The organism is Longilinea arvoryzae (genome assembly GCF_001050235.1).
Taxonomy (GTDB): domain Bacteria; phylum Chloroflexota; class Anaerolineae; order Anaerolineales; family Anaerolineaceae; genus Longilinea; species Longilinea arvoryzae.
Genome location: NZ_DF967972.1, coordinates 3,424,307 through 3,436,941, shown reverse-complemented (window position 1 = coordinate 3,436,941; position 12,635 = coordinate 3,424,307). Strand labels below are relative to the sequence as shown.

The 12,635-nt window shown below is 56.7% G+C and carries 13 protein-coding genes; 2 read left to right on the top strand and 11 right to left on the bottom strand.

Features of this window, described 5'->3' with window-relative positions; genetic code table 11:
• Nucleotides 1-106: 106 nt before the first annotated feature.
• From rpsO to fusA, 9 genes are all read right to left on the bottom strand, one after another.
• On the bottom strand, nucleotides 107-379 hold the full coding sequence (gene rpsO, locus LARV_RS15330) for a 30S ribosomal protein S15 (protein ID WP_075074454.1): 273 nt from the start codon (nucleotides 377-379) through the stop codon (nucleotides 107-109).
• Between the two features lie 140 nt (nucleotides 380-519).
• A complete protein-coding gene (locus tag LARV_RS15325; protein ID WP_075074453.1) occupies nucleotides 520-1,341 on the bottom strand; it encodes a DNA alkylation repair protein in 822 nt (273 codons plus the stop codon).
• Nucleotides 1,342-1,387: 46 nt separating this feature from the next.
• A complete protein-coding gene (gene proS / locus LARV_RS15320) occupies nucleotides 1,388-2,824 on the bottom strand; it encodes a proline--tRNA ligase (protein ID WP_075074452.1) in 1,437 nt (478 codons plus the stop codon).
• Nucleotides 2,825-2,910: 86 nt separating this feature from the next.
• A complete protein-coding gene (locus tag LARV_RS15315; RefSeq protein WP_075074451.1) occupies nucleotides 2,911-3,459 on the bottom strand; it encodes an LOG family protein in 549 nt (182 codons plus the stop codon).
• A gap of 26 nt (nucleotides 3,460-3,485) precedes the next feature.
• On the bottom strand, nucleotides 3,486-3,803 hold the full coding sequence (locus LARV_RS15310) for a nucleotide pyrophosphohydrolase (RefSeq protein ID WP_075074450.1): 318 nt from the start codon (nucleotides 3,801-3,803) through the stop codon (nucleotides 3,486-3,488).
• Nucleotides 3,804-3,842: 39 nt separating this feature from the next.
• Nucleotides 3,843-5,021 carry a glycosyltransferase family 87 protein gene (locus tag LARV_RS15305; RefSeq protein ID WP_083522618.1) on the bottom strand — a complete coding sequence of 393 codons (1,179 nt, stop codon included), beginning with the start codon at nucleotides 5,019-5,021 and terminating at the stop codon, nucleotides 3,843-3,845.
• 15 nt (nucleotides 5,022-5,036) lie between these two features.
• Nucleotides 5,037-6,275: a glycosyltransferase 87 family protein gene (locus tag LARV_RS15300; protein ID WP_075074448.1), complete on the bottom strand. Its 1,239-nt coding sequence runs from the start codon at nucleotides 6,273-6,275 to the stop codon at nucleotides 5,037-5,039.
• Nucleotides 6,276-6,494, bottom strand: a complete 219-nt coding sequence (locus LARV_RS15295) for a hypothetical protein (protein ID WP_075074447.1) — start codon at nucleotides 6,492-6,494, stop codon at nucleotides 6,276-6,278.
• Between the two features lie 137 nt (nucleotides 6,495-6,631).
• Nucleotides 6,632-8,707 carry an elongation factor G gene (gene fusA, locus LARV_RS15290; protein ID WP_075074446.1) on the bottom strand — a complete coding sequence of 692 codons (2,076 nt, stop codon included), beginning with the start codon at nucleotides 8,705-8,707 and terminating at the stop codon, nucleotides 6,632-6,634.
• Nucleotides 8,708-8,888: 181 nt separating this feature from the next.
• On the opposite strand from fusA, the gene LARV_RS15285 reads away from it, so the two are divergent.
• On the top strand, nucleotides 8,889-9,092 hold the full coding sequence (locus tag LARV_RS15285; protein ID WP_152031818.1) for a hypothetical protein: 204 nt from the start codon (nucleotides 8,889-8,891) through the stop codon (nucleotides 9,090-9,092).
• 15 nt (nucleotides 9,093-9,107) lie between these two features.
• Nucleotides 9,108-9,323 carry a YbbN family protein gene (locus LARV_RS15280; RefSeq protein WP_075074444.1) on the top strand — a complete coding sequence of 72 codons (216 nt, stop codon included), beginning with the start codon at nucleotides 9,108-9,110 and terminating at the stop codon, nucleotides 9,321-9,323.
• Between the two features lie 39 nt (nucleotides 9,324-9,362).
• Here the strand turns inward: LARV_RS15280 and LARV_RS15275 are convergent, their stop codons facing one another.
• Nucleotides 9,363-9,926, bottom strand: a complete 564-nt coding sequence (locus tag LARV_RS15275; RefSeq protein WP_075074443.1) for a GNAT family N-acetyltransferase — start codon at nucleotides 9,924-9,926, stop codon at nucleotides 9,363-9,365.
• Nucleotides 9,923-12,586, bottom strand: coding sequence for a CBS domain-containing protein (locus tag LARV_RS15270; protein WP_075074442.1), 2,664 nt, complete (start codon nucleotides 12,584-12,586; stop codon nucleotides 9,923-9,925). Before LARV_RS15270 ends, LARV_RS15275 begins: the two co-directional genes overlap by 4 nt.
• Nucleotides 12,587-12,635 lie beyond the last annotated feature (49 nt).

Sequence of the window (12,635 nt, the reverse complement as noted above, 5' to 3'; positions counted from 1 at the left end):
TCAATACCCAACCGGCAGGCGGTCGAATGAATGGTCGAAAGCGAACCGGCTAAAAAAACGAGTAGATGGCTGACTTCCACCATCTACCCGTCTGGTGTTGCAAATCCTAGCGCTTGCGCAGATTTAGACGCTCGGTCAAGGCAACGTAGCGTCCGTAATCCTTGCGGCGCAGATAGGCCAGTAAGCGGCGGCGCTGTCCAACCAGGCGCAACAGACCGCGGCGCGAAGATTCATCGTGATTGTTCGTGCGCAGGTGGTCGGTGAGCTGGGTGATGCGCTTCGTCATAATGGCGATTTGCACTTCCGGTGAGCCGGTGTCACTCTCGTGACGGTGGTAATCGGTGATTACCTGGGTTTTGATTTCCTTGTTAAGGGGCATGACGTCTGCTTTCTCCTTGAAAAGTGTTTTTGAGCAGGTCTCCTCTCCCGCAGCAATACCGCAGGAAAGGTCCAGTCAGTAATGCGGAATTATAACAGATTTCGGCAAAGTACGGTAGGTGACAGCGGCGCGGGGCGTCATCAGGCATCCTGGTTGGATGGCGGCCGGGTTTGCATGGCCGTTTTCAGGCGGGCCTGGGTTTGCACAGGAAAAGCCGGCAGGCAGCGCCGCACCAAACGTTGCAGAGCAGGTTCGCTGCTGGTGGCCAGAATCTGCCTCAGGAAATACCCCGTCTCGACGGAAGATCGCCGCGCCAGGGAGGTAAGGGCCTTTTGTAATTCCGAGGACAGGTTGGCCGCGTTTTGCTGTAAAGCCGGTGTGATCAAATTGAAAACGACCGGCAAGTTTTCGTATTCACGATCCTGGATAAACGGCAAAAGCGCCGTCAGCGCATTGCTGCGCAACGCCAGGTTGGATGATTCCATCCAATTTCGCAGAATATCCAACCAGCGATCGGGGGCTTCGTGGCGCAGGCGCTGGCTGCCGAGATCGAGCAGCAATTTTGTCAGCGATGTATCCGCCGCGGTCAACGACCAGCTTTCCAGGCGCTCGAGGACGGGTTGAAATGGCTCGAGCGCGGTTCTGCCGATCAGGCGGCAGGCCAACTGGCGCGGTTCGAGATATTCTTCCACCCACAACCGGTCGATCATCGCCAGGGCTTCTTGCGGCTGAGAAGCACACAGGGGAGCCAGGCTCAGCTCGATTTCCTTGATGATCAAATCCGAACAATGATAAGAAGGCAGCAACGAAGCAGGTTTCGCGGCCTGGCCGGCATGAAAAGTCAGGTCGCTGTATTGCTCGAAGATGCTGCGCAGCTTGGCGACAAAATCGGCCGGCTGGCTGAACAGTGTCGCCAGTTCTGCGGCTTGCTTTTTGAGGCGAATGAGTTGAACGGCTGGCATAGGGCAGATCGATGAGGCCCTGGTTTTTGCCAGGGCCTTCCACAGATCAATAAGCGCGGGCGAAATAGACTTTCTCGCTGGCCGGCTGGCCGCAATAGATGCAGCGGCCTTCGCCATCCGGTTGATTGAAGGGAATGCAGCGCGTGGTCGCCTTGGTTTCTTCCTTGATCCTGGCCTCGCATTCCTTGCTTCCGCACCACCAGGAGAAAGCCCAACCGTTTTGAACCACTTCCTTCAGTTCGTCATAATTCTTTGGATCGTAGATGTGGGCATCCCGGAAGGCTTCCGCCTTGTCGTACATCGAAGCGTGAATTTCGGTCAGCAGTTCGGCCACCTGAGCGGTGAGTTGGTCCAGGGCGAGCGTCGATTTTCCCTCCCGGCCGGGCTTATCACGGCGAGCGGCGGTGACGACACCTTTTTCGATATCCTTGGGGCCGATTTCCAGGCGCAGGGGGACGCCGCGCAGTTCCCAATCGTTGAATTTAAAACCAGGCGTCACCTCGGACCGGTCATCGACCTTGATGCGGAAGTTGGCGCCTAATTCACTGGCGACCCGTTCCACAACCGGCATGACGGTCGAGCGATCGGCGTCGTTGCGGGCAATGGGCACGATGACCACCTGAATGGGTGCCAGCTTGGGCGGCAGCACCAGGCCGTGATCGTCGCCGTGGGTCATGATGATGGCGCCGATGAAGCGCGTGGAGAAACCCCAGGAAGTCGTCCAGGCGTACTGCAGGACGTTATTCTGGTCCAGGAATTTGATATCGAAGGCCTTGGCGAAGTTCTGGCCCAGGAAGTGGGACGTGCCAGCCTGCAGCGCCTTGGTGTCGCCCATCATGGCTTCCATGCTGATGGATTGGACGGCCCCGGCGAACTTTTCGGTCTCGCTCTTGCGACCCGGAATCACCGGAACAGCGGCATCCTCGATGGCAAAATTGGTATATTGATCCATCATGCGGCGGGTTTCCTCGCGCGCTTCGGCTTCGGTGGCGTGGGCTGTGTGGCCTTCCTGCCAGTAGAACTCAAGGGTGCGCAGGAAAAGGCGGGTGCGCATTTCCCAGCGGACCACATTGGCCCACTGGTTGATCAAAATCGGCAGGTCGCGGTAGGATTTGATCCATTGAGAGTACATGTAGCCGATGATGGTTTCGGAAGTGGGACGGACGACCAGCGGTTCTTCCAGTTTTTGGCCGCCCCCGTGGGTGACAATGGCCAGTTCGGGTGAAAAACCTTCGACGTGTTCCTTTTCCTTTTCCAGAAAGGACATGGGGATGAACATTGGGAAAGCCGCGTTGACGTGCCCGGTGGCTTTGAAACGCCGGTCGAGGGATTGTTGAATATTTTCCCACAGCGCCCAACCGTAGGGCCGCACGACCATGCAGCCGCGCACCGGCGAGTAATCGGCCATTTCAGCCCGTAAAACGACCTGGTTATACCATTCCGAGAAATTTTCAGCCTGTGTGGTAAGTTTTTCATCTGCCATAATATGATTCCTGATGAACTAAACCCTGAAAGAAGAGAACTGTGAACGGGTCAAAGCCCGGTATGAATGCGAATTTTAGGAGAAGGTTATACCGGCCGCCCGGCCGGCGGTGGGAGCAGAGCGACTGCCTGTTCAACATCGGATGCGAACTGCACCCATTGATGATCCCGCGCGGCAATGTATTCACCCTGGGAGGTGAAAAATGAGTCGATGACCTTCCGCCAGCCCATGCCGACCAGGATCAGCGGCCGGGGAGGGATGGAGCCGATCAACATGCGGTTCCAGGTCACGGTCACCTCGGCCAGCGTGCCCACACCGCCCGGCAGGGCCATGGCGGCGTCGCTCCCGTCGATCAGGCCGTTAATCCGCTCGACCAGTTGTGGAAAACGCTGTTCTTCCTGTACCCAGCGATTGGCGCTGCCGGGGCGAAAGCGCTCGATTTCCTCGCAGGTGATGCCGATCACGTGCGCGCCCGCTTCCGCGGCGCCGCGGGATACGGCTTCCATAGTGCCGATATACCCCCCGGTGAGCACTGTGCAACCCCGTTCTCCAAGCAACCTGCCCAGCTTGACCGCTTCTTCATAATCGGTTTCACCGGGTTGGGTATGGGTTCCTCCAAATACTGTCACGCGCATGGGCTGCCTCTCGCCTCCAGAATGGTTTATTTTACCTCATTTGAATCCCAGTTCCGATTGTAATTCTGGTCGAGCTTGGTCAGCACGGCTTTTTCCAGATCGATACCGGTTATTTGAGCCAATTGCAGCAGGTAGAGGGCGACGTCGGCCAGTTCGCCGGCCAATTCGTCAGAATTGGCCGCCTGCTCTTTCCACTGGAAGTGTTCCAACACTTCATTCGCTTCCAGACTGAGCGATATGGCAATGTTGCGAGGGGTTTGCGGGCGCAGGCTGTCCGGCTGATACCAACCTTTGGCAGCCACAAAATTATGCATGGCCTGAGTTAATTCTTGTAGGGTCATCATTCTTTTAGACGCTTCGTTTGAAGGGTGGGTGCGCGTGAATTATACCCCAAGCCGTGGATCCGCCCTGCGCCTGGCGAACAGCCAGCCCAACCATAGAAAGGCTGCGATCAACAGCCAGCTCGAATCCGCCAGCAAATCGATTTTCGTCAGCGTGGCAAACAGGGATAACCACGATAGGATGATGAATCCAAACCAGACCAGCGTAGAAAGGATCGTTTGCCGCTCGCGTACCGCCCACAGGAAGAGCGGGACCAGGAATGTCATTTGCTCGTAAGACAGCCCGGTTGGGTGCACCAGGTAGGTCACAACGCCGCACCAGGCCAGCAAACTCAAACCCGAAATTCGCCCGCGCCAGGCCTGCCGGAACAGGAAAATCGAGAAACCGGCCAGGAGGGTCAGTCCGATCCAAAGGAATGGTTTCGCCAGATTGGGGGGCAGCAGAACCATGAAATCGTTAACCGGCGAGAAATTCCCGCCCATCGTCTTCAGGTAGAGCAGAAGTTGGTTCAACCATTGCGAGATCCAGCCTGGGCGCCAGAGCAAAGGCGCCAACCAGAGCAGGGTACAGCCTGCTAGAAAGCCGCCCGCAAATTTCCAGCTTCTCAGTCTGAGGACCCGAACGAATGTGTAGATCAGAAACAGCCAGGAGAACTGGGGTTTCAACGTGGTGAGCGCCACCAGCAAGCCCAACCCGATGGTATTGGTGGCCTGGCTATCTTTTTGGGTCAGCGTTTGCCCCAGGAAGAACAACCAGATGGCGGCGATGAGCAAATCGAAATTTCCCAGGATCAGGGCAAAACTGACCGGGTACAGCAGCCAGAAGGTCGCGCCCAACCAGAACCGTTTGCGGGATGAAATTGCCAGTCCGGTTGCCATAACTATCAGGAAGTTGAAAGCCAGCCAGAGGGCCTGCGCCCAGTCAAAGGCCAGAAATGCCAGCGGCGCGATCAGCAACAGACCAAACAAGGGGTAGGAATAGGCCAACTGGTCTTCATCCGGTTGGCTGAGGTGGCCCTGGATATCCATCTGAATTTCCCGGGCGATGGCCGGATCGTACGGACTGCGGCCATCGATCAGTACGGCCCGGGCTGTTTTCCAGGCGGTATAGAAGTCAGCTCCCAGCGGGTTGCCCTGCAGAGCCGCGTGGAAACCAAACGCCAGCACCGCCACGCAGCTCACGAATAACCCGAAAAAAAGAAGCCGTCGTTTTACAGACATTGGCGAATTGGTGTTCTAGACCGGCCGGGAGTTCAGCGGGGTCTGGATCTGACCGGCTGGCGGCCAGACCAGCAGCCAGAACATCCACGCGCAGCCGGCCACCAGGCCCCATTCTTCGACCAGCGGACCGGCGGATGCGCTTTTTCCCAGGAAGAAGATTCCCCAGGAAAGAATCAGCGCGCCCCAGTAGAAAAGGATGACGGGCAGACTGCGCTGGCTTTTCTGGGTTTGCGCCCACACAAGGAGCGGGATCAGAAATGCGATCTGCGCATAGGCAAAATTGCGCGGATGGATCAGGTAAGTCGCAATGCCAACCCAGGCCAGCAGCACCAGCGTGGAAAGCCTGCCCTTCCACCACGAGAGCAGCGCCCAGGCGGTCACGCCAACGAACAGCGCGATCAGGGCAATCGTGAGCGTGCGTGCATCGGCGGGGTTGCGCAGTTCGTTCAAGAACAGGGTGATATTCGGGAATTTACTGATGTATCCGACGTGTTTTGCGACGCGTGCCAACCAGAGGACCGGCCAATTGGGTACCAGGAGAAAGGAGATGCCGAAGAAACCCACCAGACTGATGCCAAAGCTGATCATCAACGGCCATAATCGTTTCTTTAAACTGGCCAGCAAAATGCAAATCAAATACAGCCAGAAAAACTGGGGTTTGATCGTTGCCCAGGCCAGAAAAATTCCGAAAAAAATTTGCCATTTTTTTGGCGGCTTGCTCCCGATCATCACTTTCGATATGGCGACCAGGATCACCAGCGCAACCAGATTGACAAAATTTCCCAGGATGATGCCGAAGGTGAAAGGATAGAAAAGCAACACGCCCATCGCCGGGAGCAGTGGCCGGCGCGGAAATACCAGTAACATGGCGCTGACGGATCCGACGATGAAGAACGCCATCCAGATCGCCTGAGCCCAGTCGAACGGCAACCCGGCCAGGGGAGCCAGGGGCAGCAGGCTGTAGGGCGGATAAACGAAAGCCATTTGATCGTCATTCTCAGTCGCCAGGCGGCGCAACACGGATAACTGGCTTTCGACGGCCACGTTTTCTGCGTAGGGGCTTTCATGGTCCACAAACACATTCCTGGCGGCCAGGTAGAACGTGTGCAGGTCCATCCCGACGGTGTTGCCGGCCATGACGGCATGGATGCCAACCGCCAGGAGCGCCACCAGGAAAACGAAAAGCAGCCCGGCCAGAATTCTCTGCACCGGTTGGGATAGCGTTATTCGCTGGCGAGTCAGCAGGGTTTCCATTCAGGAGTGTTCTTCATTCTTGAGGGTATCCAGCGCGACCCGGGCGGATTTCCGCTGTTCAGGATGCCAGCCTTCTTCGCCGACCATGCGTTTCAGGTGAGTGATCAGTTGTTTGCGCTCATCGGCGTTCAGCGGAACAAAGGCCGCCCGGATTTGTTTCGGTTCACGGGATAGAATTGCGTCCCAGAGGATTTCAAGTGGATCACGAGCTTCTGACATAATTACCCCCGACAGTTGGATCAACATTTAATTGTAAGGTTGGCGGGTAGTTTGGGCAAGCCCGTTGGGTCAGGTTTGCAGAATTGATAAAAAAGCGCCCCGATTGAGATCGGGGCGCCTGTGGAAAGCTGGGTTTGCTATTCTTTTTCCTTCGACGCGGCCAATTCTTTCTGGCGATCGGCAACGATTTCTTCCTGGACATTTCTGGGAACGACATCGTAACGCGCCAGTTCCATGCTGAAAATACCGCGGCCACCGGTCAGACTGCGTAAAGTGGTGGTGTAGCGTAGCATTTCGGAGAGTGGAACCTGAGCCGAGACAATCGAACGGCCTTTTTCAGTTTCCATACCCTGCACGCGGGCGCGGCGGGTGTTCAGGTCACCCAGAATATCGCCCATGTTCTCTTCCGGAACGATCACGCGAATATCCATGATCGGTTCATAGAGAACCGGGTTGGAATCCATGTAGGCCAGCTTGAAAGCTTCGCGGCCGGCGATTTCGAAGGCGATTGGTTTGGAATCGACCGGGTGTTCCTTGCCGTCGAAGACGGAGACATGCACGCCGGAGATTGGGAATCCCGCCAGGATGCCTTCCTTCATGACCGCCTGGATACCCTTCTGGATCGAGGAAGAATAGTTTTGCGAAATGGCGCCGCCAAAAACGTCCCAGGTGAACTCGAAGGGTTGTTCACTGGGTTCGACGCGCAGATGAACCTCACCAAACTGGCCCGAACCACCTGTTTGCTTCTTGTGGCGGTACATGGCCTGGCCTTTTTTGGTAATGGTCTCTTTGTAGGGGACCTTGGGTTCCAGCATGGTCAGGCCAACCTGGAATTTACTGGTCGCCCGACGGACAGCCACGTCGATATGCTGGTCGCCCATACCCTGCAGAATGGTCTGGTTGGTGGACGGTTCCATGTGCCAGGACAGGGTCATATCCTCTTCGCACAACCGGGTCAGCGCGGAGCTGATTTTGGTCGAATCGGCCTGCGTCTTTGGATTCACGGCCACCTGGTAAAGCGCGGTCGGATAATTTGGCGCGGGCAGGATGAGCGGGTGAGCCTTGTCGCAGATGGTATTGCCGGTGGAGGTTTCGGAAAGCTTGGGGATGTAGCAGAGATCGCCGGCATGCACAACCTTGATCGGTAGCCCTTCTTTTCCGCGCGGGATGCTCAACGTACCCAGGCGTTCTTCGATGCTTTTGGTCTGATTCCAGACGCGTGAATCAGAATTGAGCGTACCCGAGTAGATGCGGAAGAAAGTCTGCTTGCCTACGAAGGGATCAGCCGTGGTCTTCCAGACATAAGCAGCAAGGGGACCGGAATCAGAGGCCTTGACCTCTTCGGTTTCACCCTTGGCGTTGGTGGCCTGAACGGCCGGGGCTTCACTCGGGGAAGGCAGGAGCGTGATGATCCCATCCAGGAGCGGCTGGATGCCAATTTCGGCACCGCCGGCTGCAACAAAGACGGGCACATAGTTGCAGGAACGAACGACCTGCTTGAGGCCGGAAAGGATTTCTTCTGCGCTCAACTCGCCGCTTTCGAGGTATTTTTCGAGCAGTGAATCGTCGCCTTCTGCAGCGGCTTCCACCAGCTTCATGTGGGCTTCTTCTGCGGCATCCTTGAACTCGGCCGGAATATCCACAACAGTCTTGCCATCACCTTTGAGGGCTTTCATGGACAGCAAATCGATGACGCCCTGGAAAGCTGCTTTTTCTCCCCACGGAAGTTGTACAGGGATCAGGCGAATATCCGTAAAGTTCTCTACCGAGGCGAGCACCTTCTGGAAGTTGGCGTTCTCGCGCTCCATTTTATTGATCACTAAGAAGCGAGGTAGCTTATAGGTGTTGCAATAGTCCCAGGCCAATTCGGTTCCGACCTCGAGACCAGCGACCGAATCCACCAGGATGACAGCGCTATCTGCGACCCGTAAAGCTGAAATCATCTCACCGACAAAATCGGTGTACCCGGGTGTGTCGAGCACATTAATCTTATTTCCTTTGTATTCGACAGGGATCACCGAGGTATAAATTGAAATCCCGCGCCGCACCTCTTCTTCGTCAAAGTCCGAGACAGTGGTACCGTCTTCGATTTTACCCATACGGGTTGTGGCGCCCGTGAAGTGCAAGAAGGCCTCTGTAAGCAGGGTCTTGCCGGCACTTGAATGGGAGGCCAGCGCGATATTGCGGATGGACTCAGTTGTATATTCTTTCATGAAAGCGACCCTTCTTGTGGACTATAACTTAATTCCCAATTCTAAAGGATGATCGCCTTCTTGTCAAAGAAAGTTTTGACTTTTCACGCTTTCTTCTCTAATATGAGATTAATCAGGAGTAATGTCATGCTAAAAATTGTCAATCAATACTCTTATTTTTTTGACAGGTTTCCTCCTGCTTTTGCTCACTGGCGGTCTTCTGGCATGGCGCAGACATGGTCTGCATTGGCGTGAGATTGCGGTGCTCGCGTTGGTGGCGGTGATCATCGGGCTGGGTTGGGTGGCTTCGCGCCCATCGAAGGCGAAGCCGGTCACCATCGAACAGATCCGAGCTCAAATTGGAAAAGGCACGCCGCTGTTGTTGGAATTTCAAAGTCCGTATTGACTGGCCTGCGCGAACATGAAGCCCATCGTGGATGGGATCGAAACTCGATACACTGGCCGATTGATCGTCCTACGCGTCGATATCACCACGCCGCTCGGCCGCCAGGTTGGGCAGGAGTTGGATTTTCAATACACGCCTACATTTATATATTATGATGCCCAGGGTCACGAGGCCTGGCGCAGCGTGGGTAGCCTGGACGAAAAACAGCTCGATAATTCATTAAATCCGTAGAATGCAGAACAATTGAACTGAATCTGAGCGACGTTCTTTTTACTCGAAGAGCTGTTTTTCCATGCGCCAGGCGGGTTCTTCGACCTGGTGGCGATTGCCCTCGGGATCGATATAGGACCAACGCCCGGGTTCATGGGCGATCGTATAAAAACCATGCCGCTCGTACATTTGCCGGGCGCGCAGGTTGATTTTTGCGACATTCAGGGTCAGGCTGTGAAAATGGCGCTTTTTCAAATCGGCTTCGACCGTTTCCAACATCTTTCCGCCCAGGCCGGCGCTACGGTAGGGCGGCTTGACCCGAAAGGAATAGAGATAGGCGCGATACAGTCCATCCGCCAGTTCGCGCCGGTCACAGATGAGCTGGATGAACACCTGGGCGATGAGGCCGGTCCCAGGCAGCTCTGCGACCCATAAAACCGAAAATCCGCACTGCTGACGTTGAAAAGACTCCGCGAACATCCGTCGAAAGTGGGTATATTCTCCACCCCATTCCAATGCCGGGAGATCGCGTTCTTCGAGAACCCGGATGACCACGCGGGATAACCAATCTTCCGAAAGGGCAGGACCAGCCAGGTTGGTCTGGTCGAATGCTGGAGCGTTCATGCGTACGGATCGATCTCCTTCATCATTGCGGAAAGCCAGAGTTGTTCGGCTTCGGGGGAGGAAATTTCACCGTCCAACCAGGCATTGCGCAGTTGGGTGAGAATCTGGCGGTACGCCGGTCCGGGAACCAGGCCCAGTCGGTTCAGATCCTCACCGCCGGTGAACGGGTGAATTTTTCTCCAGCGGTGAATATATTGTTCGAGGAGGATTTCCAGGTTGGGCGCCAGTCCATCCAGGCGAAGGGCATACAGCGCCAGCGGTGAAACGCCATCCAGTTCGTTGACCACCTGGCTGGGCCGGGGTGATGACAAAGCCGGCAGCGTTTGTTTTATGAGTGAAACAGCCTGTATCGATTGAAGCATTGGACGCGGGAAGCGCAGTCGATTGGCAACCGCCAACCCGGCTTCCAAAGGAAATTGCATCAACCAGAGCAGATAGGCGATGAAGCGCCGCGCGGGCATATGGCCGGCGCTGTCAGGCAAATCCCATTCAGCCGGAAGCGGTTTGACCAGAGCTGATTCCAGGCGCTCTCTCCACTCGTTTTTCCAGATAAAATCCGGATGGATGGCGCGCAGCAGACCCAATTCATCCAGGCGGGCCAGCATGGCCGCGGCGTTCTCTTCGGAAAGCATCAAATCCAATTCGTGGCGCAGCCGGTCGGCGGAAACCTGGCGAAGCAAATCGGTGGCTTCGGCGATCAGTTCCAGGGTGCGCTCTTCGATGCGAAAATGAAAGCGCTGTTCGAAACGCACCGCCCGCAACATGCGGGTTGGATCATCAACGAACGATAATGAATGCAGTACGCGCACCGATCCGCGGCGCAGGTCGTTCATGCCGCCCCAGTAATCGTACAAATCGCCGTAATGCCGGCCGTCCAGGCGGAGCGCCAGCGTGTTGATGGTGAAGTCGCGCCGGTGCAGGTCCAGTTTGATGCTGCTGCGTTCGACCGTGGGCAGCGCGGTGGGATATTCATAGAACTCGGTCCGCGCGCTGATCAGATCAAGGCTTTCCGGAAGGTCGGCGGCGTCGAAATGGCCGTCGCCGGGCAGATAACGGATCAACTCGGCGCGGACATCGTCGATCTGCCATTTGGCCGTGCCAAAACGGCTGTGAGACACCAGATGCCCCCCATAATTCTTCTCAAGGGCTTTGGCCAGGTTGATGGCGTTGCCTTCGACCACTACGTCGAAATCGAAGCTCGGGCGCTCCAGGATCAGGTCGCGCACGAAGCCGCCCACGATATAGACCGGTTTGCGCAGTTCATAGGCCTGGGCGGCGATTAATTTTAGAAAGGCCAGGCGGGCCTGCGACAGCGCGGCTTCCAGGCGTTCGGCCAGATTTTGCTTGCCGGGCAGCAGCGCGGCACCGGTCCCCAGCGTCTTGAGAAGATCGGTGCGGGTGACAATGCCGATCACTTCACCTGAAGTCGGGTCGACCACGGGCACCTGCCCCCAGCCGGTTTCAGCCATCACGCGTTGGAGCTGGTCGAGCGGATCCCGGGGAGATACGGTGACCTCTCCGGCTTCCATCAGGCTGGCGGCGGTCAAATTCAAATGGTGAGAAATGGCCCGGTCGACGGCGCGGCGGGTGAGCAGGCCGATGACGCGGCCGTTATCGACCACCGGATAGCCCTCGTAGCCATACCGCTGCATCAAAATAGCTGCATCCTGCGCGGAGGTCTCCGGTGAAAGCAGCATCGGCCGGCGCGACATGATCTGCCCGACGATGACGGACGGACGCACGAAACGCGGCAGCATGGCCAGCAGATCGCGCTTGACGCATTCCAGGGGCGATAAACCCTGGTCGGGCTCGCCCTTCGAACGGATCAATGCCGCGGCAGCCCGTTCGTGACCGCGCCCGCCAAATTGACCGGCCACCGCGGAGACATCGATCTGATCGGTGGTCGAACGCGCCACCATGCGCACGCCCTCGGAAGAACTGACCAGCATGAACAGCGCATCCGGGTCGAGCAGATCGCGGATTTTGTGCGCGACGCTGGAAATTTCTTCGGTCATGGTCGGAGCGGCGGCGGCGGCGATGACGACGTTTTGACCGTTAATATGGTGCGTTTCCGTCGTCCCGACCAGCAGGTCGTATAACTGGCGCTGCTCGGTGGAGAGCGGCCCGTTGAGATATTCGCTGAGAATCCGCAGGCTGGCGCCCTGTTCCAGCAGAAAGGCCGCTGCCCGGACGTCGCGCGGCGTGGTATTGGCATAGGTCAGCGAGCCGGTATCTTCGTAGATGCCCAGGGCCAGCAGCGTAGCCTGAATGGTGCTGAGCGCGCCGTTGTGCTCGCGCAAGTCTTCGACGAACAGCGTGGTGCAGGAACCCACCCGGTCGGTATGGATGCTCCAATCCGCGGGAAAATCGGCCCGAACGGTGTGATGGTCGATGACGTGAACGCGGGTCAGGTTGCCAACGCCTTTCAGCGTGACCATGCTCTGGGTATCGACCAGTGTAATTCCGTCGATCGGGCCCTGGGGCAAATCGCGCGAATCGATAAAGGGCAATTCAGAACTGTAGATATTGATGAACGCACGCACGTTTCGATTCATGCGCCGCGGCTGCACGGCGATATCGTTTTCATTCAACAGCGCCGCCCCCAGCAGAGCGCCGATGGCGTCGAAATCAGCCTGTTCGTGCGTCAGAATGATCTGCATAAGCCAATTGTATCACCAAGAATTTTCAGAGAGATTTGCATCCATGAGC